General features: G+C 61.1%; 22 protein-coding genes and 3 pseudogenes. 10 read left to right on the forward strand and 15 right to left on the reverse strand.

What is annotated here, in order from left to right; genetic code table 11:
* Positions 1-483: 483 nt before the first annotated feature.
* The 5 genes from NLM33_RS42060 to NLM33_RS42080 form a co-directional block, all read right to left on the reverse strand.
* Positions 484-1,908, reverse strand: a complete 1,425-nt coding sequence (locus tag NLM33_RS42060; protein WP_254104280.1) for a DUF4403 family protein — start codon at positions 1,906-1,908, stop codon at positions 484-486.
* A 130-nt stretch (positions 1,909-2,038) separates the two neighbouring features.
* The gene (locus tag NLM33_RS42065; RefSeq protein WP_254104281.1) at positions 2,039-4,261 is read right to left on the reverse strand and encodes an alpha-glucosidase; all 2,223 of its coding nucleotides are present in this window, start codon (positions 4,259-4,261) and stop codon (positions 2,039-2,041) included.
* A gap of 63 nt (positions 4,262-4,324) precedes the next feature.
* A complete protein-coding gene (locus NLM33_RS42070) occupies positions 4,325-5,560 on the reverse strand; it encodes an alpha/beta fold hydrolase (protein ID WP_254104282.1) in 1,236 nt (411 codons plus the stop codon).
* Between the two features lie 160 nt (positions 5,561-5,720).
* Positions 5,721-6,035 carry a putative quinol monooxygenase gene (locus tag NLM33_RS42075; RefSeq protein ID WP_254104283.1) on the reverse strand — a complete coding sequence of 105 codons (315 nt, stop codon included), beginning with the start codon at positions 6,033-6,035 and terminating at the stop codon, positions 5,721-5,723.
* 125 nt (positions 6,036-6,160) lie between these two features.
* Complete coding sequence (locus NLM33_RS42080) at positions 6,161-6,679, reverse strand: cupin domain-containing protein (RefSeq protein ID WP_254104284.1); 519 nt, start codon at positions 6,677-6,679, stop codon at positions 6,161-6,163.
* 64 nt (positions 6,680-6,743) lie between these two features.
* Here NLM33_RS42080 and NLM33_RS42085 point away from each other — a divergent pair, with 64 nt between their 5' ends.
* Positions 6,744-7,655 (forward strand): LysR family transcriptional regulator, encoded by a 912-nt coding sequence (locus NLM33_RS42085; RefSeq protein ID WP_254104285.1) that lies wholly within the window; start codon positions 6,744-6,746, stop codon positions 7,653-7,655.
* A 41-nt stretch (positions 7,656-7,696) separates the two neighbouring features.
* Here the strand turns inward: NLM33_RS42085 and NLM33_RS42090 are convergent.
* Both NLM33_RS42090 and NLM33_RS42095 read right to left on the reverse strand, forming a co-directional pair.
* Positions 7,697-8,230 (reverse strand): annotated as a pseudogene (locus tag NLM33_RS42090) (redoxin domain-containing protein); the annotation flags it as partial.
* A gap of 3 nt (positions 8,231-8,233) precedes the next feature.
* Positions 8,234-9,346: pseudogene (locus NLM33_RS42095) on the reverse strand (3-alpha domain-containing protein); the annotation flags it as partial.
* A gap of 18 nt (positions 9,347-9,364) precedes the next feature.
* On the opposite strand from NLM33_RS42095, the gene NLM33_RS42100 reads away from it, so the two are divergent.
* Entirely contained in the window at positions 9,365-9,568 is a 204-nt protein-coding gene (locus NLM33_RS42100; protein WP_254104286.1) for a UTRA domain-containing protein, read from the forward strand.
* A 124-nt stretch (positions 9,569-9,692) separates the two neighbouring features.
* On the opposite strand, the gene NLM33_RS42105 is transcribed toward NLM33_RS42100, so the two are convergent.
* Entirely contained in the window at positions 9,693-10,796 is a 1,104-nt protein-coding gene (locus NLM33_RS42105) for an AraC family transcriptional regulator (protein WP_254104287.1), read from the reverse strand.
* Between the two features lie 189 nt (positions 10,797-10,985).
* Between NLM33_RS42105 and NLM33_RS42110 the strand changes: the two genes are divergently transcribed.
* Both NLM33_RS42110 and NLM33_RS42115 read left to right on the forward strand, forming a co-directional pair.
* Positions 10,986-11,306 carry a 2Fe-2S iron-sulfur cluster-binding protein gene (locus NLM33_RS42110; protein WP_254104288.1) on the forward strand — a complete coding sequence of 107 codons (321 nt, stop codon included), beginning with the start codon at positions 10,986-10,988 and terminating at the stop codon, positions 11,304-11,306.
* 28 nt (positions 11,307-11,334) lie between these two features.
* A pseudogene (locus NLM33_RS42115) lies at positions 11,335-11,931 on the forward strand (cytochrome P450); the annotation flags it as partial.
* Positions 11,932-12,415: 484 nt separating this feature from the next.
* Here NLM33_RS42115 and NLM33_RS42120 read toward each other — a convergent pair.
* Complete coding sequence (locus NLM33_RS42120; protein WP_254104289.1) at positions 12,416-13,513, reverse strand: LacI family DNA-binding transcriptional regulator; 1,098 nt, start codon at positions 13,511-13,513, stop codon at positions 12,416-12,418.
* A 170-nt stretch (positions 13,514-13,683) separates the two neighbouring features.
* Between NLM33_RS42120 and NLM33_RS42125 the strand changes: the two genes are divergently transcribed.
* The 6 genes from NLM33_RS42125 to NLM33_RS42150 all read left to right on the forward strand — a co-directional run bounded on the left by NLM33_RS42125 (position 13,684) and on the right by NLM33_RS42150 (position 19,530).
* The gene (locus NLM33_RS42125; protein WP_254104290.1) at positions 13,684-14,922 is read left to right on the forward strand and encodes an ABC transporter substrate-binding protein; all 1,239 of its coding nucleotides are present in this window, start codon (positions 13,684-13,686) and stop codon (positions 14,920-14,922) included.
* 84 nt (positions 14,923-15,006) lie between these two features.
* Positions 15,007-15,537 (forward strand): VOC family protein, encoded by a 531-nt coding sequence (locus tag NLM33_RS42130; RefSeq protein WP_254104291.1) that lies wholly within the window; start codon positions 15,007-15,009, stop codon positions 15,535-15,537.
* Between the two features lie 79 nt (positions 15,538-15,616).
* Positions 15,617-16,588, forward strand: a complete 972-nt coding sequence (locus NLM33_RS42135; protein WP_254104292.1) for a zinc-binding dehydrogenase — start codon at positions 15,617-15,619, stop codon at positions 16,586-16,588.
* Positions 16,589-16,623: 35 nt separating this feature from the next.
* Positions 16,624-17,184 carry a carboxymuconolactone decarboxylase family protein gene (locus NLM33_RS42140; protein ID WP_254104293.1) on the forward strand — a complete coding sequence of 187 codons (561 nt, stop codon included), beginning with the start codon at positions 16,624-16,626 and terminating at the stop codon, positions 17,182-17,184.
* Positions 17,185-17,265: 81 nt separating this feature from the next.
* On the forward strand, positions 17,266-18,480 hold the full coding sequence (locus NLM33_RS42145; protein WP_371930069.1) for an ABC transporter substrate-binding protein: 1,215 nt from the start codon (positions 17,266-17,268) through the stop codon (positions 18,478-18,480).
* A gap of 111 nt (positions 18,481-18,591) precedes the next feature.
* Positions 18,592-19,530, forward strand: a complete 939-nt coding sequence (locus NLM33_RS42150; RefSeq protein ID WP_254106141.1) for an aldo/keto reductase — start codon at positions 18,592-18,594, stop codon at positions 19,528-19,530.
* Positions 19,531-19,593: 63 nt separating this feature from the next.
* Here NLM33_RS42150 and NLM33_RS42155 read toward each other — a convergent pair whose 3' ends face one another.
* The 6 genes from NLM33_RS42155 to NLM33_RS42180 are packed head-to-tail and all read right to left on the reverse strand — an operon-like array spanning position 19,594 to position 26,263.
* The gene (locus tag NLM33_RS42155) at positions 19,594-20,823 is read right to left on the reverse strand and encodes a CaiB/BaiF CoA-transferase family protein (RefSeq protein WP_254104294.1); all 1,230 of its coding nucleotides are present in this window, start codon (positions 20,821-20,823) and stop codon (positions 19,594-19,596) included.
* Positions 20,816-21,892 carry an ABC transporter ATP-binding protein gene (locus NLM33_RS42160; RefSeq protein ID WP_254104295.1) on the reverse strand — a complete coding sequence of 359 codons (1,077 nt, stop codon included), beginning with the start codon at positions 21,890-21,892 and terminating at the stop codon, positions 20,816-20,818. Before NLM33_RS42160 ends, NLM33_RS42155 begins: the two co-directional genes overlap by 8 nt.
* A complete protein-coding gene (locus NLM33_RS42165) occupies positions 21,892-23,631 on the reverse strand; it encodes an iron ABC transporter permease (RefSeq protein ID WP_254104296.1) in 1,740 nt (579 codons plus the stop codon). Before NLM33_RS42165 ends, NLM33_RS42160 begins: the two co-directional genes overlap by 1 nt.
* Positions 23,631-24,452, reverse strand: coding sequence for an enoyl-CoA hydratase (locus NLM33_RS42170; RefSeq protein ID WP_254104297.1), 822 nt, complete (start codon positions 24,450-24,452; stop codon positions 23,631-23,633). Before NLM33_RS42170 ends, NLM33_RS42165 begins: the two co-directional genes overlap by 1 nt.
* A gap of 20 nt (positions 24,453-24,472) precedes the next feature.
* Positions 24,473-25,198, reverse strand: a complete 726-nt coding sequence (locus NLM33_RS42175) for a glutathione S-transferase family protein (protein ID WP_254104298.1) — start codon at positions 25,196-25,198, stop codon at positions 24,473-24,475.
* A gap of 30 nt (positions 25,199-25,228) precedes the next feature.
* Entirely contained in the window at positions 25,229-26,263 is a 1,035-nt protein-coding gene (locus tag NLM33_RS42180) for an ABC transporter substrate-binding protein (RefSeq protein WP_254104299.1), read from the reverse strand.
* Between the last annotated feature and the right edge of the window lie 22 nt (positions 26,264-26,285).

The following is a 26,285-nucleotide window of genomic DNA, read 5'->3' on the forward strand; positions in this document are numbered from 1 at the left end:
CCTCCAACGGCTGCTCTTCATTTGGAAACCGTCGACAAGCTACTGAAATCGTTAGGGCGCATTCTCAGCCATTTTTCCAAACGTGCCTTGAAATCGTTAAATCATCAAACTGATTTTGATTCCGCCATTCGGAGGTTCGATCCCTCCCGCCCCAGCCAGAAGCCAGAGCGCTGAGTTCGTTGGATAAACAGCTCTGTCGCGGCCAACTTTTTTGAGCGCGTTTGGAAATAGAGCTTCTCAAGCGCAGTTGACAATTAAGCGGCTTCGCGCGTCATGCTGGGCATATCGGCTTATCTCCAGTAGCTTTCATCCCAACATATTCCGCGAAGATAAGTCGGGGCAGGTCCGCTACGTCCTCGTCTTAGAATAGGGTTATTACGGCGAGCAAATCGGACAGCCAAGAGATCGAAACGATGCGTTTGTGCGCATTCGGTACCGATCTGGTTGCGACGGCGAAGACGATCGAGTAGTCCTGTCAATGGTTCACATTCCATACAGGATCTTGAGGTCACCGCTGGCGCGGAGCGCGATCTCGATGCCGTCGGCCGGCAGATACATCTTCTTGAGCTTCGCGGAGGAGAGATGTCCTTCCATGCGAAAGCCATCTTTCAGCGGCCGGTTGAGCCTGGCGTTAGCGGCGTTGAGAAGGTTCTCATAGGCCATGCCATAGTCGATGCTCATCCTATCGCGCAACTGGCTCACGATTGGAACAACCGCGGCCGCCAATCCCTCACCATCGGACGCGGCGCTTAGATCCGAAAGCCGAACGGCGTGGTCAGCGGCGTCCACCTCGAGGGCCCCCGCGAGGTAAGTCCATTGCCAGGCGTTCGGATCCGTGTCGGATGCTTTCCCAACGCGCAGGCCGACCACAAGCTTGCCTGACGACGGATATACCTCGACGTCAGGGACGGACAGACCTGCAGCCGGCGCCATCGCGGCAATCGCCTGCGTGATTTTGTCCTTGAGAACGTCATAGCCGATGCGGATCGGAAGAATGACATCGAACTCGCCGGGTTGGTTGACATCATGGCCGAGTGACGGCAAGGGGGCTGGCGTCACGGCCGCAGGATGCTGCCCGACCACGGTTTCAGCCGAGCCGGAGAACTCAAGCGAACCGCGCAGTATCTTGGAGTCGGCGCGCACGCCCGCAAAGGCTGCATCTCGAGGCGTCAGTTGCAGCCAGATTTCCGGATTTTCAGAGAGCTGGACCGGGTCGAACGCATGCCGCCAGGCCGTCCCGGCCTTCTCGTGCAGATTCAGGCGCCGGACAGCAGTGAGCGCGCGCTCTCTGACATCGACAAGCTGCGCGCGGATCCGCGGCTCGGCATATTTCGAAAGCGGTATCTCGCGGCCCATCACGTGCAGCAGAGGCGGCTCGCTCCAGCGGAAGCCGTCGCTGAAATTCAACGCAAGCGTCCAGTCGTAGCTCAGCTCTGGGCGCGCCTCGGCTTCGACCGTAGCGCTGGCTTCGGTCTCGCCATGGATACGCGCAGTAAAGCGGTTGGCGCCCTGGCCTTCGAGCGCGCCATAGATCGGCACCGAGCCGTAGACGCGGTCGCCGCGACCATAGAGCGAGACGGGTCCGGAGCGATCGACGAAGCCGTAAACATCGCAATTGGCATTGACCCTGAAGAAGAGGATCCGCCGATGCACGCAGCTAACGCGCTCATCGATGGTGGCGAGCCGCCGCGGGATATTCTTCTCAACGTCGGCCGCCAGCGCCGGCAGGCCAAATTCGATGGCCGCCGAAATCCGCGACTCTGTGCTGAAAGGCGCTACGGTGTCGGGCGCCAAAGGCGGTTTGTCCGCAGCTGACGCGGTCGAGCAAAGCGCAATAAGGCCAAGTGCGGCAAGACCTACGCGAACCATGACGCGGCGCTCAGTGTGCAATGTTGAATTGGTGTTCATGATCCTTACCTCGGTCCTTCGTGTTCAATTGCTGTCCAAAGCTTGCGCATTGCCATGCGGCCGCTGAAACCGCTGAACGCATGTGCGGCTGGCTGGGAGGAGTCGAGCCGGCGCCAGCGCAGCAAGTCCGCTAGAGCACTCCGGTCGCCTTCAGGCCGTCGACTATCGCTTGGCTCGCCGCCGCGCCCTTTCTCAGAAACACCGCCGGCTTACCGAGCCGCGCGGGAACCGTCGTCCATTTCCCAGGCCCGCCCGCATCCTCACCGGTCCACAGATCAATCCAAGTGGTGCCCCCCGGGAAATATGCGTCAACTGTTTCCGCGCCCTTCTCGACGACCGGCGCGACCATGAGATCCGGTCCCAGCAGGAACTGATAGCGAACCATGTGAGTGTTGGGATCGTTGGGATAGTGAAGGAAGAGAGGGCGCACGACGGGATGGCCTTTGGCGGCAGCATCGGCGACGAGTCCCTTACGGTACGCGGCAAGGCCCTTATAGATTCTACTGAAGCGCCGCGTGTGGGCGATGGTGTCGGCGTTGGTGTCAAACTGCGCGGCGATTGCCGGGTTGAGGCCTTCGTGGGTGCGGAATACGGCCGTGAATGCGTTGAGCTCGATCCAGCGCATGAAAAGTTCCGGCGTCCGGGCAACAATTGGCATCGTTTCTTCGCCAAGTTTCAGGCCGAAGGCATTGTAGCCGCCAGTGTCGCTGTGCAGGAGGCTGAAGCCGGACATTCCGCCGGAGAGGAGGCCAACAATGGCGCTCTTGATGCCGTCAAACTCGCTCCAATTCTGGATCTGGTCGCCTAGCCAGAACAGCGTCGCTACGCCGGGACTTTTGGTAAAGCCCGAGCGATCGAAGAACACAATGTCGTCGCCTCGGTTTGCTTCCTCAATGGCCTCACGGGCAACGCGGGCCCACTCTTCCGGATAGCGGTTGTGCCAGACGGCTGGATCGGCGCCGCCATGGAGCTTTCCGATGAACGGCATGGCCTCGCCGAAATCGTGCATCCAGCCGGACGATCCGGCTTTGTCGATCATCTCGGTCTTTATGATCGACTTGATCCAGGTGCGCGCGTCGGGGTTGCTGAGATCGACGAGCGCAGCGGAGAAGTTCGTATTCTTGTTGAGAAACGGGGTGCCGTCGGTGTTCTCGACAAGATAACCGTTAGCCTTGGCGTGCTCGAACAGGCTGTCGTGACCGGCCTCGACGGAGAGGAACGGGTTGATGTAGGTCAGCATACGAGCCCCTTGCGTTGCGAGGTCATCGACGAGTCTTGACCAGCCCGGATAGTAATTTTCATCGAGCTTCCAGTCCCACCAAAGCTGCTTGCCGACATTGGTGACGCGGACGCCGGTCCAGTCCTGGATCCATAGTCCGGCGAGCGGAATGTCGGCTTTGTTGAGGGCCTGAAGCTTGCTGCGGACGATCTCGGTCCCACCCTGAACCGAAACAACAATGCCATTGTGAATCCAGTCCGGGAGGGCGCGCATGCGCCCTGCGTACTGCGTATAAGCCTCTATCAAATCGAGCGGGGTGCTGCCGTACAGGATGCGTCCGGTCATCACCGGCGACCACACCTTGATGTCGATGCGATCGACGGGGCGAAGGTCGAAGACGCTGTATTCGAGGTTCTCGAGGAACATCGAGCGCAGCCGGCTGGAGATGAAGTGCGGGGCCGGGCATTCGGTAGTGTAGGGCGTTCCACCGCCACGATCGCCGATGAGATCGACAAGTTGTGTAATGATCGGCTGGCCGCGGCCGACGCCGTGTTCCTGCACAAGCATCGGCAGGACGTGGCCCTTCTGGTTGAAATAGGTGAGTTGCTGGCCGAAACCGAAGAGAGCTTCGTCCGCGGTAGAGCCAACCAGCAAGCGCATGCGGTTGATCGCGGAAGCGTTCGGGCCGACGGCGGTGAGGACAAAGCGGAGGTGCGCCGACGACACTGCCTCGAAGGTGAGTTGATAGCCGAGTTTGCCCGTGGTGCCGGTCAAACGTCCGGTGACGCGCACCGCCGCACCCGTGAGCACGACCGCGTCGATGGTTGGCTTCTCGTAGGAGGCCGACACGGTGTCATAGATCTCGAACGAGCCCTCTGGCGTTCCGAATGACCGGATATCGGCAGTGGCTCTCTCCGCGACAATGAATTCGCCGTCGGATGGGGTCTCCCAGATAACGTGATCGGGCCGCGACTTGTGGGTCACCTGAAGTCCGCTTCGCGTGCGTCCCAGAATGAAGTCGCCTACGGGGTAGGTCTGCGAAGGCGCGAAGGCCGATTGCGCAACGGCGACGTGGGGGACGGTTGCGGTGGTAACGGCCAACAGGCTCGCTGAGAGAAATTCACGCCGTTTCATTGGATCGCCTCGCTTGTCTGCTGAGTTTGTTCGATCGCGCGCATTCCAGCGCGATGGCCGCAACTACGGTGTCTGGCAATCGTTGGGGGACGGCACTCCGGCAAAGCGGTCGGCCATCCAAGCCACTGCGGCATCAGCGCTGTCGCGCCCCGCGAGGCCGTGACCGACGCCGGGAAGCCAAACGAACCTCACACGACTGCCGGCGGCACAGAGCTTATTCTTGTACTCGGCTGTAACGGCCGGCGTGATGGTGTTATCGGCCGTTCCCTGAGCGAGAAAAACCGGGATCTCCGGGGGCATCGTGCCGATGGTGTTTTCCGCAAGCAGTGTGCCCCAAGGCTCGAGGTTCATGAGGTTGTCGACCGACAAAAATCGCCTCTGGAGCTCTCTGCCCACTGCCTGTCGGGGAAAAATATCAATGGGCGATTCGATGCATTCGTTCGCCAGGCGGTTCATAACCGGTATTGCGGAAGGGTCGACGATCGTGTCGATCGGCACGTTGAACACACGGGACCATGACCATAGCGTCATCGCGAGAAGATCTTTGCCGCCAGACGTGGCGAGATCATTCTCTATGAGCCTGCCGAGTTCGGTCGCCGGAGCCGCTGCGGCGAGGCCCGCAATCTCGAGTTCGGGTGCATATTTGCCGGCAAGCAGACCGGCATACAGGACCGCCTGTCCGCCCTGCGAATGGCCCCACAATGCAACGCGGCGCCCGGCGCCCGGGCCGACGATCGCGCGGGCCGCCCTGATGGAATCGAGGACGGCGCGGCCCTCGCTCAGGCCGACCAAATACGGATGTGGGCCCGGTGTGCCGAGCCCCGGATAGTCGGTCGCCGCGATGACATAGCCTCGCTCCAGCATCTCGCGAGAGCCCTGAATCTGCTGGAACAGGAATATCGCGAGTGATGGGGCGCAACGGGGGATGAGGCCGGACGTCGGGTGGGCCCAGGCGACGATCGGTGGTCCGTCGGGCGGCGCCTCTCCTGCCGGAATGATGACGACGCCGGACACCGCGATCGGTTCGCCCTGCAGCCCGGTGGAGCGGTAGAGAACCCGGTAGGCGGAAGCATCAACCGGAGCGCCTGGAAGCGGTTCGTAGCGAATCACGCTCCCTGGTGCCCCAGGGAGTTCATCGAGACTTGCCGTGTAGAACGTGCTTTGCGCCTGCGCTCCGGTGTTGGCAAGTACGGCTAAGAAAGCCATTGCGATGAAGGTCGTTGGAGCCAGCGCCGGATCACATCGCGTGATCCAACGGTTCAGGCTGCGTCCGATACGGGCGACGGTGCGAAGCACCACCAGCAGCCTTGTCGGGCTGCTATGCGCTACACTTCGCTTGGACATGGCGAGGGCCTTCTTCGGTTTTGCGACATGATCGGGAACGATCGGCCGTTGCTCAATGCGAGGGCCATCCGCTCGTCGTCGTGGCATTGCGTGGTATCAGCGCTCGCCTGCCGTGTCAGATACGGCCGTCGGCGACGACAGCGAGGCGGTGCAAGGCAAAATCCTGGATGAATTCGCTGGCGCCGCTTGCCTGGAAACGTTGCATGGCCGGCCCGCTCATGTGGGCACGCCAGAGCGCCTCACCCTCCCATGTCTCTACAAACACCAGAACGTGAGGGTCTTCGAGCGATTGGTGCAACGCGTAGCGAATGCAGCCCGGCTCCTTCACGGTTTCGGCGACCAGTTTCTCCTGCGCAGCACGAAGCGCGCCGTGCTTGTCGGGGGCGGCGGTGGTGATGGCGAGAATGCCCAAGGGCGATGGTGACGTCATGGTGCTTTCCTAAGCGTGGCTGAACTAGCTGATGATGGTGACCAAGCCGCCCTCGACACGCAGGGCCGCGCCGTTGGTTGCCGCGGAACGCGGACTCGCTTCAAATCCATGGAAGGTTCCTCTCGTCAGCGGACGGGCGCGCCCTTGCCGACATCTTTTGCCGTTGGGCCGCCGTCGAGCCAATCAACCTTCCAGCCATCCTCGAGGATGATCACGGCCTTGGAGCCTGCCGGTACCCACGCCTCGTGCTCGAACTTGCCAGGCATGTAGATGTACCCATGCTCTTTCACGTCGTATTGCTGGCCGCCATGCTCGAAGAGGTGCGCCCCGCCCAGGATGATGTGCGTCTCACTCTTCTCATGCGTGTGCTTTGGAATATGCATGGCCTTCGGGAACTCGATCATGAGCGTCGTGGCCTTGCTGCCCGGATCGACCCGCAAGATCGTGTAGACGGGCGAATCCGCACCGAGTTCGGGCAACATCTTTTCCCACTTCATATCCTCGCGATTCTTGAGGACGATGTCGTTCGCCGCGACCGCCGGCTGAAACAGCGCGCCGGCCAGCAATCCCCCTCCAGCCAGCAACGCGTTGGCCCTGTATTTCAGTCCCATAGTCGATCCTCCCTCTTCCTGCGCGCCCAACATGAGCCTTGTTCGCCGATCCAACTATTCCTAAAATGTTCATAATACTTATGACAGGGAGGACTGTATGCAGCGCATCGTGATGGACCGTTCGGGGGAAATGGAAGCCTTCCTGCGGGTTGTGCAGGAGGGGGGATTTTCCGCTGCGGGTCGCACGCTCAGCTTAACGCAGTCAGCGGTGAGCAAACTCGTCACACGCCTAGAGGAGCGTGTTGGCGCGCGACTTCTGACGCGAACCACACGCGCGCTAAGCCTTACAGCGGAAGGAGAGGCCTATTACAGGGCCGGACAACACATCATCCAGCAACTGAACGAAGCGGAAGAGGCTGCGGCGGCGGGCGCCGTGAAAGGGCGCCTGCGCGTCAATGCCTCGATCCCCTTTGGCGCAATATTCGGGAAATCGGCCATTGCGACGTTCCTGACAGCGCATCCCGACATTTTCATCGACTTCAGTGTCACGGATGACGTCGTCGACCTGCTGGCGCAGAAGGCGGACGTTGCGATCCGTATGGGCAGTTTACCGGACACTGCCTTGTTGGCCCGCAGACTTGGCCACAGCCGGCGCGTCGTGTGCGCTTCCCCCGCCTACCTCAAAAGAAAGGGAACGCCGGAAAAACCTGAGGAGCTTCGCGGGCACGACTGCCTGACCTTCAACTTCCGGCGCTCTCGCGTGGGCTGGCCTTTTCGCGTGCGCGGCCAGGACATCGAGCAATCGATCGCTGGACCGCTGCAAGTCAACAACGGGGAGACGATGAAGCAAATGATGCTCGCGGGCGTTGGCATCGGCCGGGTCGGCTACTGGCACGTGGCCGCGGAAATCAAGTCGGGTGCGTTGAAGCCACTGCTTGAGAAGTACAATCCCGGCGACTTGGAGATGATGCATGCGGTTTATGTTGGCGGAGGCCGTGTATCCAATCGCGTGCGCGCCTTCATTGATCATTTGGTACGAACGTTTGCTTCGTCACCATTCGCCGAGTGAGCCTGAGGCTCTCCATCAGTGCTTCTGCATCGAAGGAGACCCTAATTGCTGCCTTGCCCATAGGTCTTGCCGTACGGATAGAAAAGCCCCTGGCGGCCTTGCTGCCAGGCGGCTCTCAGTTCGGGGGCTGTAATGTCCCAGTCCGGTCGACATTTTCTGCTCACAGCGCGCAGATCCTGGCGAAGTTCCTCCATCGTGGGGCGTCCAAAGAACCAGTAGCCATTGTAGATCTTGTAAATGATGAGGCCCGGCTCCAGCACGATGACGTGTGGAATCATCGGATTGTGGACTGAGTCGGTATACTCCGCGATATCGAGGTCCTTCTGAACGATACGTCGTGGATCGGAGAGAAAGGGCCAGTGCGCCCCCACACCGCTCCGATATTCATTCGTCTGGCTGATGTTGTCGGTCGTGATCGTGACCAGTCGGCAATAGCCTACCTCCATCTCGCGATGGAGCTGCAGCAGCTCCTCGGCCTGACGACGATCCTTTGGACAGTAGCCGCCCCGGCCGAGTGCGACCACCATCGGATCCTCCCCCTGCAGCTCGGAGAGTTTGCGGTGTTTCCCGGTGTGGTGGAAGGATGATCCCCAACAGACATTGAGGCCGGAACGTGCGAACGAAACTGTGGGTCCCGAGCCGGGAGGTTCCGCCGGTACATGCGGCGGCCGGCGTGGCGGAGCAGTGATGCCCGGGGTGCTGGCGGGGCCGGCGCCGAATATCTCGGTGTGGATGCGATCTTTGGCGACGCCCAAGGCCGCAAGGCCTGCCGACAGATCGCTCATGAAGCTGGTCGGTCCGCAAATATAGAAATCACCATCGCGCGGCAGATTGAGCTGCTCAAGCACTCGCATGTCGAGGCGGCCACAGGTGTCGAAATCAAAATTGGGCCGATCCGCGGGATCGGGCGAGCTGTAGCAGATCTGGCTGTGACCGTGGGGGAGCGCTGCGAGCAGACTGCGCACCTCGCCGGCAAAGGGATGTTCCTGGCCGCTACGGGTTCCGTATAGCCACCAGACGTCTCGCGTCGATACCTCGGTCGCCAATGCGTGAAGCATCGCGAGCACGGGCGTCGCTCCAATGCCGGCGCTCAACAGGACGACAGGCGTGTCGCCTTGCCGCAACGTGAAGCTACCGCGCGCCGCGCTGACCTCCACGATGTCGCCAATCTTCAGCTGATCGTCAATATATGTACTGGCTGCACCATGGGCTTCCCGTTTGACGCTCACCCGATAAGACGCGGCGCCGGGCTCGCCGGACAGCGAATAGCTGCGCATCAGCGCAGAGGCAGATGTCGGCCCCAGCCGCAACACGACGAATTGTCCGGGCAGAGTGGCGGCGATAGGTTGTCCGTCGGTGGGCTCGAGCACCAGCGAAATCACGTTGCCGGTCTCGCGCTCCTTGCGCGACACGCGAAGCGGGCGAAACCCACGCCATGTAGGCGGGCTGGGTGCGGGACCAAGGCCGGCGTTTCCCGTCAGCGCACCATCCTTGCGTTCCTGTTTCAGCAGCGCCTCGAACGAGCGGTGCCAGCCAGCGCTCAGTGCAGGGATGCGCAGCGCGCGCTCCAGTCGCGCGGCCGGGTGGCCGGGCAGGTAGAGCAGGGCGTCGATCTCGCTCACGCTCATCTGTTCGGGCCCGGAAGCGACAAGCGTGATCTCGTCGCCGGCTTTCACTTCGCCAGATCCGAGCTGGAAAGTCTCAGTGTCTTGCAGGCATCAGATCCTATCCCCGCCCAGCAGCTTAAGGTTCATGTCGGCGCGCCACTGCTGGACTTGCGGCGTGTGTCGACTGATCAAAACGGTGAGCCCTTCGAATACATGAAGGCCTTGGCTCCGCCGGATCGCTTTCGCTTCGACATGACGATGCAACAGGACGACTCGGGGGATTTCACGATGGTCACCGGGGCCTGATCATCGTTCGACGAGCGGGCCGGAGCGTCGATCACCGAACCACCCCCGACGAAATCGCTTCGCTGTCGTGTTCGCAATTGACAAGCAGCGTCCGTCCTGTGCTCGACGCGAGATGCACGTGTCTTCATGGCCGCGCGCGATTCATGGGCGACGGAGCTCGCCTCGGTGATTTGTTCGTGCGTAAGGCCGTCGAGCCTACCGGCAGCGGTCGCGCCTCATCGGCTGATCCAGCCTTGCGCCACGCCGACGCGCTTATGCCAAATTGCTGTTGAAACCAGCGTGAGAATGTCGGCAGGCCGGAGAAGCCCAGCAACTGTGCGGTCTCGGTGAGAGATCTGCGCTCGACCTTGATGTGACGTCGCGCTAGTTCGACGCGCACCTTATTGACGATGCTGGAAAAAGTTTCATCGCGTGACGCCAGCCGTCGGTTTAGCGTACGTCGATCGATTCCGAGGTGGTGGGCGAGCAAGTCGCTCGTACAGCGCCCGGAAGGCAGCAAGGCGTACACAAGTTGCCGGACCGTCGCATCGATCGTGACGATCGGCTGAGCGATCATGCCGTCGAGATAGCGGCGTACGTAATGCGCCATCACGGGGTCTGCAGTCGAAATCGGAGCATTGAGGTCGCTGGATCGCAGAGTAATCCCGTCAAAGTCGTTGTTGAAGTAAGGACGGCTCTTGAAGAACTGGCTGTGAATGGTCCGGCCTTGTGGCGGTGGATGTGAGAAGCTGATCGCGTCCGGCGTCCAGGCATCCCCGGCAAGCGCTCTTATCGTCCGGAATGCCGTGCCCACGATCAGCTCGATCGCCTGTCGTACGCTTCCCTTGCAGGTCAACATGAGTTGCAGGCGAAGGCTGGCGATGTCACCGTGGTCTTCGAAGGCGAGTATCAGTGTTTCCGAATAGAGCCGGAAGTGTCGCTCGAACAGTTTGACGGCGTGGCGAAGAGTCGGCTCTTCGCGGGCGACCACGCCAATGGGCCCGAGATGTGCCAGCGTGCGTTTCGCCGCCATCCGCAGGCCGAAATCCTCCACACCCGTGGCGATTGCCGAATGTTCCAGTAGCTCCACTGCAGAAGTGGCAGGAATCAACAGATTCGCGTCAGACAGGTCCAACCCGCCCAATCCAAACCGCCTTATCAATCGGGGCGCATCAAGCCCAAGCGATTGGGCGATGTCGGCGTAGCCGGTCAACATTGCGGCGCGAAAGAGATTGGCCGGATAGGGCACTGCCTGAAGCTCTGTTTGGTCCGCTCCTGACCATCCTATTCTCAAATGTCCCAAAATGCAAAGTGCGCGTCCCAAATAGCAAACCACGCCGGGGCCGCTCAATCTAGGTTGCGCGACAAAGCGCGAAGCAGACGTCTGGCCATAGCCAAGTCACTTCGAAACGAACGCACAATAAAAGGGAGGGACATCATGCCGATGATCAATTTCATCGAGTTCAGTGGACGTGAGCACCAGATCGAGGTCCCGGCCGGCACCAGCGTGATGCGGGCCGCCGTCGACAATGGCGTGCCGGGAATCGATGGCGACTGTGACGGGGCATGCGCATGCGCGACCTGTCACGTCTATGTCGATCCCGCGTGGCTTTCGAAGACCGGCGAACGGACGTCGACGGAGGAGGAGCTCTTGAGCTTCGCTTCGGCGGCAGAACCAAATTCGAGACTTGCTTGCCAGGTTCGGATGACGGAAGCGCTGGACGGCCTGCTGGTGCGGATGCCCGAAGGCCAGCACTGACAATCGCAAGCGACCCAGGGAGAAGACCATGAATACCATGACGGCAGAGCGAGTACGCGACGACGCCTATGCTATCCCGCTGGATCGACTCGACGTGAGCGAGGCCAGTCGCTTCCAGGATGATACGATCTGGCCTTACTTCGAGCGCTTGCGGAAGGAAGATCCTGTTCACTACTGCAATGACAGCATGTTCGGTCCGTACTGGTCGATAACAAAATACCGCGACATCATGGCGGTGGACACGAACCACAAGGTGTTCTCGTCGGAGGCGGGCGGCATCACCATCGTCAACCGGAGGGTGGAGGATCGCAATCCGATGTTCATTGCGATGGATCCTCCAAAGCACGACGAGCAACGCAAGACTGTCAGTCCGATTGTGGCGCCGGCTAACCTCGCCAATCTCGAAGGCCTGATCCGCACCCGCGTCAACGCGATTCTCGACAGTCTGCCGCGCAACGAGACGTTCAACTGGGTCGACAAGGTCTCAATCGAGTTGACGACGCAGATGCTGGCCACCCTGTTCGATTTTCCGTTTGAGGATCGGCGGTTGCTGACCTACTGGTCCGACGTGGCCACCACGATTCCGCAACCAGGTCACGAGATCGACAGCTGGGAGAAACGAGCGGGTTGCGTCGAACTTCGTGCACGGTTACTCCGCCCTGCCGGTGCGGATTGCGGCTTAGGGCTCCTCTGCGCGGCTCAGTCGAAGGACAAAGCCTGCGAGGGGCCGGTTGAGCCGCAACTGTCGAGCTGTCGCTGGCAGCGATGCTTGAAGATTGAGGGAATATAGATGATTAGGCTCATCTACCGTTTCCAGTACGGCATGTTCGCCGAGAGGCTGTTTCGGCGTCGGAGGTGCGAGGCGCGGGAGCTCCGGTCGATGCAGTTCGAGCTCATTCGCCTCGGATGCCGGCTGTGATGCGCGCGCTTCAGTCGTGCGCCTTTGCCGCGTCGATAGGCTGTGTCAGACTCCTGAGGAAAATGATTGTCGCAAATGGGAAGGCTCCGATAGTCCCACGCCTGTGATCCATACTTGAGCAGCCACTCGCGCTCACGTCATGGCGGAGTTTGCGTCAACTCCTCCGGTAAACTCGCTGGCACGTCACGCCTTACAGCGAAGGCGGCTCGGCGCACGAGTGCCGAAGCAAGAATCTGGTCGGCAGATGGATTGGCCTCACGTCGGGAGCCTTATCGCCGTCACGTATTTTGGCCAGCAGGATTTTCGCCGCTGTCCGGCCCATTTCGTTCAAATCCCATGTCAACGAACTGATCGCGGGCGTCGCGTGCCGCGCGAGGTCCGTGTCACCGACACAGACGAGCGAGATATCGTGGGGATACCGAATGGCATTCGACGCCAAGGCCTCCATGACGCCGGCAAGCATGTGGGTCCCCAGCGTTATGATCGCGGTGGGGCGGTTTGGGCTTTGCAGCAACTGGCAGACATCGCTGAATGCGATGCTGGATCCGTGTGTTTGCGGCCGGACCAAATCGGGATCGACCTCGAGCCCTGCTTCGGCGTGGGCCTGCCGATAGCCGGCGAGGCGCTCCGTGCTCGGCAGCAATGTCGCAGGCGCCGTCAGCAGCGCGATACGACGATGACCGAGGCCGATCAGGTAGCGCGTCACCTCGAGGCCGCCGCCCCGATGATCGGCGCGCACGCCAGGGGCGCCCGGCACGTCGCGATCAATCCCGACGCATGGCATATCGAGCGTTGCAAGCGCGGCGTTGAAATCCTTGTGTGAATTGTCGCCAGCGAACAGCAGCAATCCATCCATTCGTCGCCTGCGAACGGCCGACACGAATGCCGTTTCGCGCGCCTCTTCGTGCCGCGTGGCGCCGAGCATCAGCACGTAGCCGGCGCGCTGGAGTTCCTCCTCGGCAGCGTTGACCATGTCGCTGTAGAGCGGATTGGAGAGGTCGGACACCATGCAGCCGACCGTGTTGGTGGCTCGCGAACGTAGCGCCTGCGCCGCCGAGTGGGGTTCGAACCCCAAACGGCTGACGACGCGCATGATGCGGGTGTGCAATTCGGGGCTGATATGAGGACCGCCATTGAGCACCCGGCTAACGCTACTGACCGACACGCCGGCCTCCGCCGCTACATCACGGATGGTCGGTCGCGCCGGCGAGGTTCTCTGAGCCCTGGACATCTGTACGTCTTGCACCTCATCCCGCTCGATTCTGCAAAAACTTTCCGACGACGCCAAGTCGACGCAGCTTCGTCGTCCGACATGGAAATCGCAACTATTGAATATCGTTATTTTACATATAATCTAGTAACATAAATATGTTAATGAAAATAATGTTGCGATATTGAAAACGTTTCCAGAGTGGTGTAGGGCTGTGAAAACGAGGAAACGACAACTGGAGGCTGGCGATGGCAGGTCGCGTTGTCCGTCTTGCATCAAGCTGCTCGCTGCTGCTGACTGCGCTATGGCCTGCAACGCCATCGGCAGCAGAGAAGAAGTACGATCCCGGCGTATCCGACACTGAGATCAGGATCGGCAACATTATGCCGTATAGCGGGCCGGTTTCGGCCTATGGCGTGATTGGCAAGGTTGAGGCGGCCTACTTCAGCAAGATCAACGCCGAGGGTGGCATCAACGGCCGCAAGATCAACTTCATCAGCTATGACGATAGCGGAAGCCCGCCGAAAACGGTGGAGCAGGCGCGCAAGCTGGTCGAGAGCGACGAGGTGTTCCTGCTGTTCGGCCCGCTCGGCACAGCCCAGAGTTCGGCGATCCACAAGTACATGAACGGCAAGAAGGTGCCGCTACTGTTTGTCGCCAGCGGCGCGGTCAAATGGGGTGATCCGAAGAGGTTTCCGTGGACGATGGGCTGGCGGCCAACCTATCAGACCGAAGGACGCGTTTACGCCAGGCACATCCTGGACAACAGGCCGAACGGCAAGATCGCCGTCCTCTACCAGAATGACGACTTCGGCAAGGATCTGCTGAAGGGACTGAAGGACGGCCTTGGCGACAAGGCTTCGATGATCGTTGCGTCTGAAACGTTCGAGCTCACTGACCCAACGATCGACGGTCGTGTTGCGAGCCTGAAAGCCAGCGGCGCCGACGTCTATGTCTGCATGGCGTCGCCGAAATTCACCGCGCAGAGCTTGAAGAAGGTGAAGGAACTGAACTGGACGCCAATGCACTTCATCAGCAGTACCAGTTCGTCGATCGGCAGCACGATCAAGCCGGCTGGATTCGAGAACGCACAAGGCGTGATGTCCGTCAGTTTCCTTAAGGACGTAACCGATCTGCAATGGAAGGACGATCCCGGGGTGAAGGAATACGATACGTTCCTGCAGCAATGGTATCCCGCCGCGGACCGGATCGACAGCAACGTCGCCTACGGCATGATGGCGGCGCAAAGCCTCGTGCAGGTATTGAAGATGAGCGGCGACCGCCTGACGCGCGAGAATGTCATGAAGCAGGCCGCCAGCCTCAAGGATTTTGAGCTCGGCCTGTTGCTGCCAGGTATCAAGGTCAACACCAGTCCCGACGATTTCTTTCCGGTCGAGCAGGAACAGCTGATGAGGTTCGAAGGCGAGAACTGGCATCTGATCGGCGATGTCATCACCGGCGAAGCCCGCCTCGAGAATTCGCAATAAGCGGCAACAGTCCAACAAGGCGATGGCACAACGCTCGCACGGTGCGGGTGGATGTTGCCGAAGGAACAGGGATAGGAGGTCATATTGAGCCGTATCTTCGGTGCCATCCGCCAGAACGGATACGTGGTGCGGGATATCCGCGCCGCAATGGACCACTGGATCAGTGCGGGCGTCGGGCCCTGGTTCTACATCGAACGCGTGAAGACGGACTACTTCCGGCACCGTGGCGAGGATTCCGACATGACGATGAGCGCCGCGATTGCAAATTCCGGCGATGTGCAAATCGAGCTGATTCAACAGACCAACGACGCGCCGTCGATGTACAAGGAGTTTCTGGACTCCGGCCGCGAGGGGCTGCAGCACGTGGCGTATTGGCCCGCGGACTATCAGGCGCTCTACGATCGCGCACTGTCTCTCGGTTACAGAGTGGGGCACGAAGGCCGGATTGGCGGGGAACAAGGCCGCTTCTGCTACTTCGACCCGCCATCTCCCGCCGCCACTATCATCGAGATTTCCGACACCAACGGTCCCAAAGGACGGTTCTTCGAGCGCATTAGGAAAGCCGCCATGGACTGGGACGGCTCCGATCCGATCCGCGAGATCAAGCCGCGCTGAACGTTCGGCGACCGATATCCGGCCGGCCCGCCCCCGGTCGGAAAGCTACGACCATCAACCAGCAGGAGCATCTCAGTTCATGCGCGCCATTGTTTCGAGCGCCGACGGCCCGGTCCTGAGAGACATTCCGCGGCCAATCCCGGGACCTGAGGAGGTTCTGGTACAGGTGAAGGCGAGTTCGCTGAACCGCGCCGATCTTGCGATGCTCAAGGGCGCTGCCCATGGCCGTGTCGGAGGCATGGGCTCTGCTCTCGGCTTGGAATTGGCAGGCGAGGTGGTTGAAGTCGGGAAAGCAGTGAAGGCCTGGCGCGTCGGTGACCGTGTCATGGCCGGCGGGGGCGGGGCCTTCGCCGAATACGCCGCCCCGCATGCAAGTCGAATCTATGCCGTACCAAAGGACCTGTCCTTCGAGCAGGCGTCTGCGTTGCCGGTGGCGTTGCAGACGATGCACGATGCGATCGTCACCAACGGCATGTTCGAAGCCGGCCAGGCCGTCCTGATCCAGGGTGCCAGCTCCGGAGTCGGCCTGATGGGCTTGCAAGTCGCCAAATATCTGAGAGCGGGATTGGTCATCGGCACCTCCACGTCGGCGCTGCGGCGCGCGCGGCTTGAGGAGTTTGGGGCTGATCTCGCCGTCGACTCGCGCGCGCCGGACTGGGTGGCCCAAGTGCTGGAGGCCACGGGCGGAAAGGGAGTCGATCTCCTGATCGACTTCGTCGCTGGACCTCTGATGAACGGAAATTTGCAGGCAACCAGGATTGGCGGCCGTATCGTCAATGTCGGCCGGTTGGCTGGAAACAGCGGTGAAGTCGACTTCGATCTGCACTCCATGCGCCGCATCACCTATGTCGGCGTCACCTTCCGCACCCGCACCGCCGGCCAGGTTGGGCAGATCGTCGAGCGAGCGACGCGCGCTCTTGGGCCTGCGCTGACCTCGGGCGCCTTGCAGTTGCCGATCGATCAGGTCTTTCGGCTTGAGGAAGCATCGCACGCGTTCGAGCGCATGGCGCGCAATGAGCATTTCGGGAAGATCGTCCTGACGAATGCCTGACGAGGCAGCACCGGCGAAACGCAGAGGAGACCTGAATGGCAAGACTGCCCTTGATTGATCCTGACGCAACAAGCGGAGACGTGCGCGCGTCCTTCGACAGGATGCCTGTCAAGCTGAACATCTTTCGAATGCTGGCGCACGCCGAGACCAACTTCATTCCGGCCATGCGGTTTGCCAACTCCATCTTGCATCGCCAGAAGCTCAGCCACGTCAATCGTGAACTGTTGATTCTCCTGGTCGCGCAGTGGGAAGGTGGCGCCTATGAATGGCGTCAGCACGTGCCGATTGCACTCGGCGTCGGCGTTACGCAGCGGCAGATTGATTGCATCGAAAGCGGAAAATACGACGGATCCGCGTTCGATGAAGCGGAACGGGCGCTATTGGCCTTCGGGCGGGAAGCCATCGAGATCGTGCGCGTCTCCGACGAAACGTTTGCGATCATGCGCAAGCATTTCGGTGAGCAGGAAATCGTCGAATCGATCCTCACGATCGGCTTCTACATGATGATGGCGCGGCTCACCGAGGCGACCGAGACCGACCTTGATGCTGCCGCAGGGATGGTCGTCTACGAGAGCGGCAGACGGCGAAGCCGCTGATGTGTGCTCGGCGACACGATTTGTGACGAGAGAACAGTCCTTACGAGCAAGCCACCAAGGATAACAAGAGGGAGGATAGGCATGAAGGAGGCTACAGTCTGGCCAGGGATTTTGGCTGGCATCGTCGCCGCGATGCTCACGGCAGCACCGGTCGCCGCGCAGAAGAAGTACGACCTCGGCGCGTCGGATACTGAAATCAAGATCGGTCAGACGATGCCCTACAGCGGTCCGGCCTCCTCCTACGGCACGATCGGTCAGTCGATGGCTGCCTATTTCGAGAAGATCAATGCCGAGGGCGGAGTGAATGGCCGCAAGATCAAGTTCATAAGCTACGACGATGCATTCAGCCCGCCCAAGACGGTCGAGCAGACCCGAAAGCTCGTCGAAAGCGACGAGGTGCTGTTCGTTGCGGCATCGCTCGGCACGGCGCCGAACGTTGCCGTCCAGAAATATCTGAACAGCCGAAAGGTACCCCAGCTCCTTGTCGCAAGCGGGGCCACCCGGTGGAGCGATCCGAAGAACTTCCCGTGGACCATGGGATGGCAGCCGAGCTATCAGGCGGAAGGCGCAGCGCTCGCCCGCTATTCGTTGAGCGCGCGCCCGGGCGCCAAGATCGGCATCCTTTATCAGAACGACGATTCCGGAAAAGATTACGTCAAGGGCTTCAAGGCCGGGTTAGGCGAGGCGATCCGCCAGATCGTGGCGGAGACCTCCTATGAGGTCACCGACCCGACCGTCGATTCGCAGGTCGTCGCTTTGAAGACGGCCGGGGCCGACGTCTTCTTTCTGCATGCCAACCCACGTTTCACGGCGCAAGCGATCCGCCGCGCCTACGAACTGAACTGGCGGCCGGCGACGATCATCGCGAGCGTTGGCGCGTCCGTAGGGACGGCCCTGGCACCGGCCGGGCTGGAGAAATCGATTGGCTCGGTGACTGCCGCCTATCTCAAGGATCCCACCGACAAGATGTGGGAAAACGACAAGGCCTATCTCGATTGGCTCGCGTTCATGAAGCAATGGTATCCGCGCGGTAGCCTAACCGATGGCAGCAACGTGTACGGTTATTCCCTGGCGCAGACCATCGTCCTCGTCCTGAAAAAATGCGGCGACGATCTGACGCGCGAGAACGTCATGAAGCAAGCGGCCTCACTGAAGGACGTCGAATTGCCGATGTTGTTGCCGGGAATCCGCATCAACACCAGCTCGGAGGATTTCTTCCCGATCGAGGATATGCGGCTCGCCCGTTTTGACGGAACGTCCTGGGTGTTGATGAACGATCCCGACGGAAAACCCTGATGCCGCCGTTTCTTCGGTGAACCAACGACGCTGCACCCAGCGAGGACGAGGGAAATGAATAATAAACTCTTCGAGCGGGAGCTCGGCAGGACTGGGATCCGTTTGGACGCCATGGCGCTGGGTTGCTACTCCATGAGCAATTCCTACGGTACGAGGTCGGATGCCGAGTCGGTACAGGTGATCCGGCGCGCGGTGGATCAGGGCATCATTCTGATCGACACCGCGGACTATTACGGCTGGGGGCATAACGAGCAGCTCGTCGCCTCCGCGCTGCAGGGGCAGCGGCAGGATGTGCTGATTTCGTCAAAATTCGGCTATGTGCGTGCAGATGACCGCAACCTGGGCATCTGCGGCGATCCTGCCTATGTCAAGAAGGCCTGCGAGGCGTCGTTACGCCGCCTCGGCATGGATCATATCGACCTCTATTTCCAGCACCGCCTGGATTCGAACGTTCCAATCGAGGATACGGTCGGCGCCATGGCGGACCTCGTGAGGGAGGGCAAGGTCCGCTACCTTGGTCTCTGCGAGATATCCGAGAAGACGTTACGGCGCGCATGTTCCGTTCATCCGATCATCGCGGTACAGGCCGAGTACTCGCTCTGGACGCGCGACGTCGAGGAACGCATGCTCGATGTGTACGGCGAGCTCGGGGTCACTCTGATGGCGTTTGCGCCGCTTGGGCGCGGGATGCTGACCGGTCGGCTGCGCGGCCTCGATCAACTTGAGTCAAAGGACGTCAGGCGGCACTTTCCGCGTTTTTCGGCCGAGAACTTTCCAAAGAACGTGGCGCTGGTAGATCGCCTGGGCGCGATCGCGAGCGAACTGGGCTGCAGTACGTCGCAGCTCGCCCTTGCCTGGCTGTACAACAGGGATGCCCGGACGATCGCGATCTGCGGATGCGATACGCTCCACTTCCTCGCCGAAAACCTGGGCGCGCTGAAGATCCGTCTGGCCGGTGAGATGATCGCCCAGATCGGGGAGATGTTCGCGCCGGGTAACGTCAGCGGCGACCGCTATAACGCCGCGTTGATGAAGATGCTCGACAAATAGCATCGACGGACGGCCGCAGGCCCTGATATTCGGCGAAGCGCGCTCAGGCTGTGCGGCCCGCGCTCAAATGGCGCGCGCCGCCTTCAGCCTTTCGATCGCATCGACGTCGTAGCCCAGCGATTGCAGTATCTCGCCAGTGTGCTCGCCGAGTTCCGGCGTCGCCGTCCTTATGGCACGGTCGAAGCCGGTGATCTCGCAGGGCTGTGCCACCAGGTCGATTTTGCCCAGGCGTGGATGCTCCACAGGCCGCGTGATCCTCAATTCTTCGACCTGCGGATCGGCGAAGACGTCGTCGATATTGTAGACCGGGCCGCTGGGAATGCCCTCGGCGACCATGATCTCGAACCATTCGCGGCTGGTTTTCGCACCCAGCGCGTCTGCGATCAGTTCGTTCAGGGCCTGCTTGTTCTGCGCTCGCAGCGAGGTGGACGCGAAGCGCGGATCAGCGGCCATTTTCTCCCGGTCGATCAGCGCACAAAATTTCTGGAAGTGACGGTTGCTGGTTGCCGCGAGGTTGAGAAACCCGTCCGCGGTGGGGTAGAGGCCCATCGGCGTGACCGTGGGATGGAAGTTGCCCTCCTGCGGCGGTACCTTCTTGTCCATGGTCCAGCGTGCGGCCTGGAAGTCGAGCAGCGCGATGCCGGACTCGATCAGCGAGGTCTGAACCCAGCGACCTTCACCGCTCATTTCGCGATCGAGCAATGCAATCAGGATGCCCTGCGCGAGGAATGCGCCCGCCATGATGTCCGTCACAGCGACACCGACGCGGACGGGACCCTGGCCGGGAATGCCCGTCACCGACATGATCCCGGTCATGCCTTGTGCGACCTGGTCGAGCGAAGGGCGCTCCGCATAGGGGCCATATTGGCCAAAGCCCGAAATGCTGCCGTAAACGATGCGCGAATTTCGCTTCCTCACGGCTTCAAAATCGACGCCGAGCCGCTTGGTGACGCCCGGCCGCATATTCTCGACGATCACGTCGGCCTGCTCGGCAAGCCGCATCAGGACCTCGCGGCCCTCATCGGTCTTCAGGTTCAACGTGATCGCGCGCTTGTTGCGATGCAGGTTCTGGAAGTCAGAGCCATCGCGCCTGCCCAGGATGTCGTTGGATTCACCGCTCTCCGGCGGCGGCTCGACACGGATGACGTCGGCACCCCAGTCCGCCAGCGTACGGACGCAGGAGGGACCGGCGCGTGCCAGCGTCAGATCGATCACCTTGAACCGCGAGAGCGGCAACCGTGGCGTTTGCGTGTGCTCGGTGCCACGAACGGGCGCATCGACGGGCTTATGCATGGTGATCGTCCTGAATCGGGATGATGTATGATGGATTGATTTCCAGCCAGACTTTCTGGCCAACGGTGAATACACTCACGGGCGGCGACAGTACGCGCAGCCTGAGATCCCCAGTCTCGGAGCGGAATGCATAGTCCCAGGATTCGCCAAGGAATGCGCGCTCGGCGATGCTGCCGGGCAGGATCACGGCGTCGCCGCCAGGGGAGGCTGCATGCAGCGCGACGTTCTGCGAACGCAGCGAGAACTCGCTGGTGCGGATCGGACCGCGCGCGCCGAGCCGCTCTGACGCAACCTCGAACCCGCCAAAAGCGATGGTCGGGCCGTTCGGCTTGCCCTCGAGGACGTTCGAACGCCCGATGAATTCGGCGACATAGCGGGTCTTGGGCCGTGCATAGAGCGTCAAGGGATCATCGATCTGTTCGATGCGGCCTTTGTTCATGACGGCGATGCGGTCCGAGGCCGTCATTGCTTCGGACTGATCATGTGTGACGTAGATTGACGTGATGCCGAACTCATTGTGCAGGCGGCGGATCTCGCTGCGCATTTCCTCGCGCAAGTTGGCGTCGAGGTTTGACAGCGGCTCGTCCAGCAGCAGGATCTCCGGCTTGACCACCAGCGCCCGTGCCAACGATACCCGCTGCTGCTGGCCGCCGGAGAGTTCGTTGGGATAGCGCGCGGCGAGGTGACGAAGCTTCACCACGTCGAGTATCTCCCCGACGCGGCGTGATTGCTCCTCCCTGGCGACCTTCTGCATCTTCAGACCGAACGCGACGTTCTGCTCCACCGTCATGTTCGGCCACAGTGCGTAGCTCTGGAAGATCATCGACATCCGCCGCCGCTCCGGCGGCAGCGAAGAGGTGGCCGACGACATCTGCTTACCGTCCATCTCGATTGTTCCGGCGGTCGGGATCACGAAACCTGCGATCATCCGCAACGTCGTCGTCTTGCCGCAGCCTGACGGCCCCAATAGCGAGACAAATTCGCCCGCGCGGAGCGTGAGACTGAGATCGTCGACGACCGTGAGGTCGCCGAACTTTCTGGTGAGGTTCTTGAGTTGCAGCTTGTCCATCAGTTTCGCCTCAGCATGAAATCCCGACCAAGAACGGTCGCGCCGAGCAGGGTCAGCACGCCGGTCACGACCAGGAGCAGGACGGCGATCGCGGACAGCATTTCGTATTGACCTTGTTCGCTCAGCTCCAGCGTCAGCACAGAGACGACTCGGGTCTGCGGGCCGGAGAGGAAGATCGCGGTCGACAGCTCCCGCGTGGCGACGATGAAGATCAAGAGCCAGCTTCCGAACAGTGATTTCTTGAGGATCGGCAGCACCACCAGCCGCAGGGCGTTCGCCTGGTTGCCGCCCGCGATCCGCACGGCCTCTTCAAGTTCTGGATGCAGGCCCTGGATCGCCGAGTTGGAATTGGTGAACGCGATCGGCAGGAAGCGCGTGACAAAGGCAACGACGACCAGGGCGCCCAGGCCATAGAGCGCAAAAGGTGGCGGCGCATAGGCAGCGTAAAAGCAGATTGCGAGCACGATGCCGGGCACCGCGAACGGCGCCAAGGTGATGTTGGCGAGCAACTGGGAATAGGGCAGGAGCTTGCGCTGCGAGATATAGGCGACCGCAAAGCCCAGGAGGGTGCAGATGGTGGCGGTGACGATGGCATATTCAAACGTGTTGAAGAGCGCTTGGCGGACCGTCGCCTGTTCGAACATCACTTGCTGAAAATTGCGCAAAGTGAAATTCGTCACCGACATCGGCAGCGCCCAGGCTTTGCTGAAAGACGTCTGCAGGATGATGCAGAGCGGCATGAACACGGTGAAGCCGGCGATCAGCATCGCATAGGCGAACAATATCCAGCGGTACGGGCCAAGCGCCATTGGTGCGCGGTGACCGCCTTTGCCGCCGACCGTGACATAGCTCTTGCGCGCCAGGAGGCGGCGCTGCACCCAAAGCAGTACGATGGTGATGCCGACCATCGGCATGGAGAACGCGGCGGCAACTTCGACCCTGATCGGATTTTCGAAGAAGGCTGCAAGTTGTGTGGTGACGACGTTGAAGCCCGCGGGGATCGCGATCAAGGCCGGTGTGCCGTAAAGGCCAAGCACTTCGAGGAACACCAGGAATACCGAACCGAGGATGGCCGGCAGCGCAAGCGGCAGGGTGACGCGAAGCGTGGCCCGCATCGGTCCCGCTCCGAGGATTGCGGCGGCTTCCTCCATCTCGGTGGAGATCAGCTCGAGCGCGGACTTTGCGAAGACATAAATCAGCGGAAATGAGTAGAGCGCGGTGACCAGCGCCAGTCCCCAGAACGTGAAGATGTTGAACGGCCCATGCGATGCGCCGGTGACAGCCATCCATGCCTTGTTGATCCAGCCGGCGTTCGGTCCGCCGAGCAGGATCCACCCGATGGCACCGACGAAGGGCGGAATCAGAAACGACGCCAGCACCACTGCGTGGACGAAGGCACGTCCGGGCATGTCGGTGCGCGCAACACCCCAGGCCAGCGGCACCGCAATGAGGCTGGCGAAGAGCGCGGCAGCAGCGCCGAGTTCCAGCGAATTGATCAGCGCCTGGACATAGCGCGGACGGCCGAACGCCGTGACGTAGTTCGCAAAGGTGAAGCTATGGTCGGAGGCCTTCGTAAAGCTGTACGTGACCAGTTGGAACAGTGGATTGGCGACCAGAAACAACAGCATCGCCACAAGTACGAATGCGACGAGTGTCGTCGGGTTGATGGTGGCGCGGAGCGCGGCCGCGACCTTTGTCGTGACGGCGCTCTGGGGCCTGGTTATTCCGAGATCGGCCATCACAGCCCTTGGAACCTTGGCTTGCGCTTCTCCATGAACGCCTGCCGGCCTTCGCGGAAGTCCTGACTGTCCATGCACGCATTGCCGATGTCCTTGACGGCGGCCATGTCGCGCGCGTCGGGGTCCTTCAGCACCTGTGCGATGGTGATCTTGGAGGCCTGGATCGAGAGCGGCGCGTTGTTGGAGATAGTGCGCGCGATATCGATCGTTGCGCTCCACAATTGCGCATCCGGCAACACTCGGTCGACCAGGCCGATCCGCGCCGCTTCGGCGGAATCGATGCGCGAGCCCGTATACATCAGGAGTCGCGCCTGCGACGGCCCGACCAGGGATACGAGGTGCCGCAGGCCGTCATAGCCGTAGGCGATGCCGAGTCGGGCGGCAGGAATTCCAAACTGGCTCTGGTCGGAAGCGATACGGATATCCGCCAGCATCGCAACGAGCATGCCGCCGCCAAGGCAGAAGCCGCGGATGCAGGCGATGGTCGGTTTGGGATAGTCGCCAAACAGCACGCGCTGCGTCTCGCTGCGCCGGGAATAGTCCTCGGAGACCTCCGCATTGTACCGGACCTTCTCGAACTGGCTGATGTCCGCGCCCGAGATGAAGGCCTTGTCGCCGGCGCCGACCAGGACCACGACCCGCACTTCGGGATCGTCGCGCAGCGCGGTGAGCGCGCTGCCGAAGCCCTCCCACATCTCGAGCGACATCGCGTTGTGCTTCTCGGGATTGTTGAAGGTGATGATTCCGACGCCATCGGAGACGTGCTGCAGAATCTTGCCGCCGGCGTAGAACTTTGCGGGGGTCTTGGCGATATCTGGCATGGGTCGAATCCAATCTGGCTTCAGGGACCGAGGAAGGGGCCGAAGTCTGCGCGCAGGAACGCCGGTCGCTCCTGCAATTTTGTCCACCATTCGTTGACGCGGGGATGTTTCTGCGCGGTGACCTCGTCCGGTGCGATTTCCTCGTCGATTCTTTTCACGAACGGGGCGGCGGCAATATCGGCTATCGAATAGGCCTTCCCGACCAGCCAACCGGACGGTTTGAGCGCGTCTTCCATCTTGTCGAGCAGCACGACGAGCTTTCCTCGCGCGGCGTCGCGTTCTTCTTCGGTGTAAGGTTTGCGGGCCACCCGCAGCCAGGCTTCCTGCCGTTCCTTGCTGGGAATGCTCTTGAGCTTCTCGGCCAATTCGGCATCGGTCCATTGCGATGCTGTCTTCTGCAAATGGTGGCGCCAGTTGAAGATGATGAGATTGCCGATCAGGCCGTCGATATGCCTGATCCAGTTGCGCATTTCGGCGCGTTCGAAAGGCGTGTCGGGACGCAGCGGGGGATCGGGGTAGGTCTCGTCGAGATATTCGCAGATCGTGCCGCTTTCGTGCAGCGGCTTGCCATCGTGAATCAGGGTCGGAATCACGCCGAGCGGATTGATCTTCAGGTACTCGGGCGAGTGATGTTCCATCTTCGCCATGTCGACGACATGGCCCTCATACCTGAGGCCCTTCTCCTCGAGGCACAGCCGCACGCGGCGCGAGGCGCTCGAACGTGAGCCGTGGTGAAGGATGATCATGCGGTCTGCTCCTGAAATCGGCGCCACGGCTCAAACGCCGAAGGTGTCGCGCCACTTCTCTGTGAGTTCCGGAATACCCTTGATGATTTCGTCGATCGTCGGCCGGATCGTCTTGAGATCGTCAAGCTTCTTGAATCCTGCGGGGACGGCGACATCGCGCCGCAGCGGCACACCGAATTCCTCGATGTCCTCGCCCGCAGTTTCTGCCGAGTAGAGGAACTCCATGAACAGCTTTGCGGCGTTGGGGTGCTTGCTGTTCCTCATGATTGCCGAGCCGGAGATCATCAACACGGAGCCTTCGTCCGGGTAGGACACCGCGATCGGATTGCCCTGGGCGGCGCTGCGCAGCACGAGTGCCGATGGGCTCGCCGCGACGCTGCGCTCGCCGGATACCAGCACGGTCACGGTGTCGATGATGGAACGCCCAACATGCGGCTTGAGCGCCGCGAGCTGCTCGAAATAATCCCAACCATAGAGCTTGTTCATCTGCACCACCCAAGTGCCGACAAAGCCGCTGAAGCCTGGATGGCCGACGACGGATTGGGCCTTCCATTTGGGATCGATGAATTCCTTCCAGGTCTTCGGCGCTTGCTCCGGCTTCACCTTGTTGGTGTTGTAGGCAAGGCCGACTGTCGTAGCGCCGACAACCTGGTAGGCATTATCGGGATCGACGCCCAGGAAACGCGGATCGATTTCCTCGATCGAGCGTGGCTTGTAGGGCATCAATTGGCCGCGCTCTTTCAGCGCGACGTACTGGCCCATATCGGTGGACGCAAACACGTCGCAATTCGCAACATTGGCCTGGATATCCTGGCTCAGTCGCTGGTAGGCGACCTGAGCCGTCGCCCGCACGACATTCACCCTGACGCCGGGAAAGGCCTTGGTGAAGATCGCCGCATGTTTTTCCGCGCGATCCGACGGCCAATAGACGATGTACCAGGTGAGTTCGCCTTCGGTTTTGGCCTTCGCATAGAGCTCGGCAATGTAATCGGCCTGCGAACTGGCGGGCCGGATTCCCAGCAGCGCGACGGCGCTTCCGGTCAGAAAACCTCTTCGGTCGATCATCAATGGGCTCTCCCAGCAGGCT

Source organism: Bradyrhizobium sp. CCGUVB1N3 (assembly GCF_024199925.1).
Taxonomy (GTDB): domain Bacteria; phylum Pseudomonadota; class Alphaproteobacteria; order Rhizobiales; family Xanthobacteraceae; genus Bradyrhizobium.

What these genes read in the sequence shown, in the direction of transcription:
- NLM33_RS42060 (WP_254104280.1), bottom strand. Translation starts at nt 1,908, where the DNA reads ATGAACACCAATTCAACATTGCACACTGAGCGCCGCGTCATGGTTCGC.
- NLM33_RS42065 (WP_254104281.1), bottom strand. Translation starts at nt 4,261, where the DNA reads ATGAAACGGCGTGAATTTCTCTCAGCGAGCCTGTTGGCCGTTACCACC.
- NLM33_RS42075 (WP_254104283.1), bottom strand. Translation starts at nt 6,035, where the DNA reads ATGACGTCACCATCGCCCTTGGGCATTCTCGCCATCACCACCGCCGCC.
- NLM33_RS42080 (WP_254104284.1), bottom strand. Translation starts at nt 6,679, where the DNA reads ATGTTGGGCGCGCAGGAAGAGGGAGGATCGACTATGGGACTGAAATAC.
- NLM33_RS42085 (WP_254104285.1), top strand. Translation starts at nt 6,744, where the DNA reads ATGCAGCGCATCGTGATGGACCGTTCGGGGGAAATGGAAGCCTTCCTG.
- NLM33_RS42110 (WP_254104288.1), top strand. Translation starts at nt 10,986, where the DNA reads ATGCCGATGATCAATTTCATCGAGTTCAGTGGACGTGAGCACCAGATC.
- NLM33_RS42125 (WP_254104290.1), top strand. Translation starts at nt 13,684, where the DNA reads ATGGCAGGTCGCGTTGTCCGTCTTGCATCAAGCTGCTCGCTGCTGCTG.
- NLM33_RS42135 (WP_254104292.1), top strand. Translation starts at nt 15,617, where the DNA reads ATGCGCGCCATTGTTTCGAGCGCCGACGGCCCGGTCCTGAGAGACATT.
- NLM33_RS42140 (WP_254104293.1), top strand. Translation starts at nt 16,624, where the DNA reads ATGGCAAGACTGCCCTTGATTGATCCTGACGCAACAAGCGGAGACGTG.
- NLM33_RS42145 (WP_371930069.1), top strand. Translation starts at nt 17,266, where the DNA reads ATGAAGGAGGCTACAGTCTGGCCAGGGATTTTGGCTGGCATCGTCGCC.
- NLM33_RS42150 (WP_254106141.1), top strand. Translation starts at nt 18,592, where the DNA reads ATGGCGCTGGGTTGCTACTCCATGAGCAATTCCTACGGTACGAGGTCG.
- NLM33_RS42155 (WP_254104294.1), bottom strand. Translation starts at nt 20,823, where the DNA reads ATGCATAAGCCCGTCGATGCGCCCGTTCGTGGCACCGAGCACACGCAA.
- NLM33_RS42160 (WP_254104295.1), bottom strand. Translation starts at nt 21,892, where the DNA reads ATGGACAAGCTGCAACTCAAGAACCTCACCAGAAAGTTCGGCGACCTC.
- NLM33_RS42165 (WP_254104296.1), bottom strand. Translation starts at nt 23,631, where the DNA reads ATGGCCGATCTCGGAATAACCAGGCCCCAGAGCGCCGTCACGACAAAG.
- NLM33_RS42170 (WP_254104297.1), bottom strand. Translation starts at nt 24,452, where the DNA reads ATGCCAGATATCGCCAAGACCCCCGCAAAGTTCTACGCCGGCGGCAAG.
- NLM33_RS42175 (WP_254104298.1), bottom strand. Translation starts at nt 25,198, where the DNA reads ATGATCATCCTTCACCACGGCTCACGTTCGAGCGCCTCGCGCCGCGTG.
- NLM33_RS42180 (WP_254104299.1), bottom strand. Translation starts at nt 26,263, where the DNA reads ATGATCGACCGAAGAGGTTTTCTGACCGGAAGCGCCGTCGCGCTGCTG.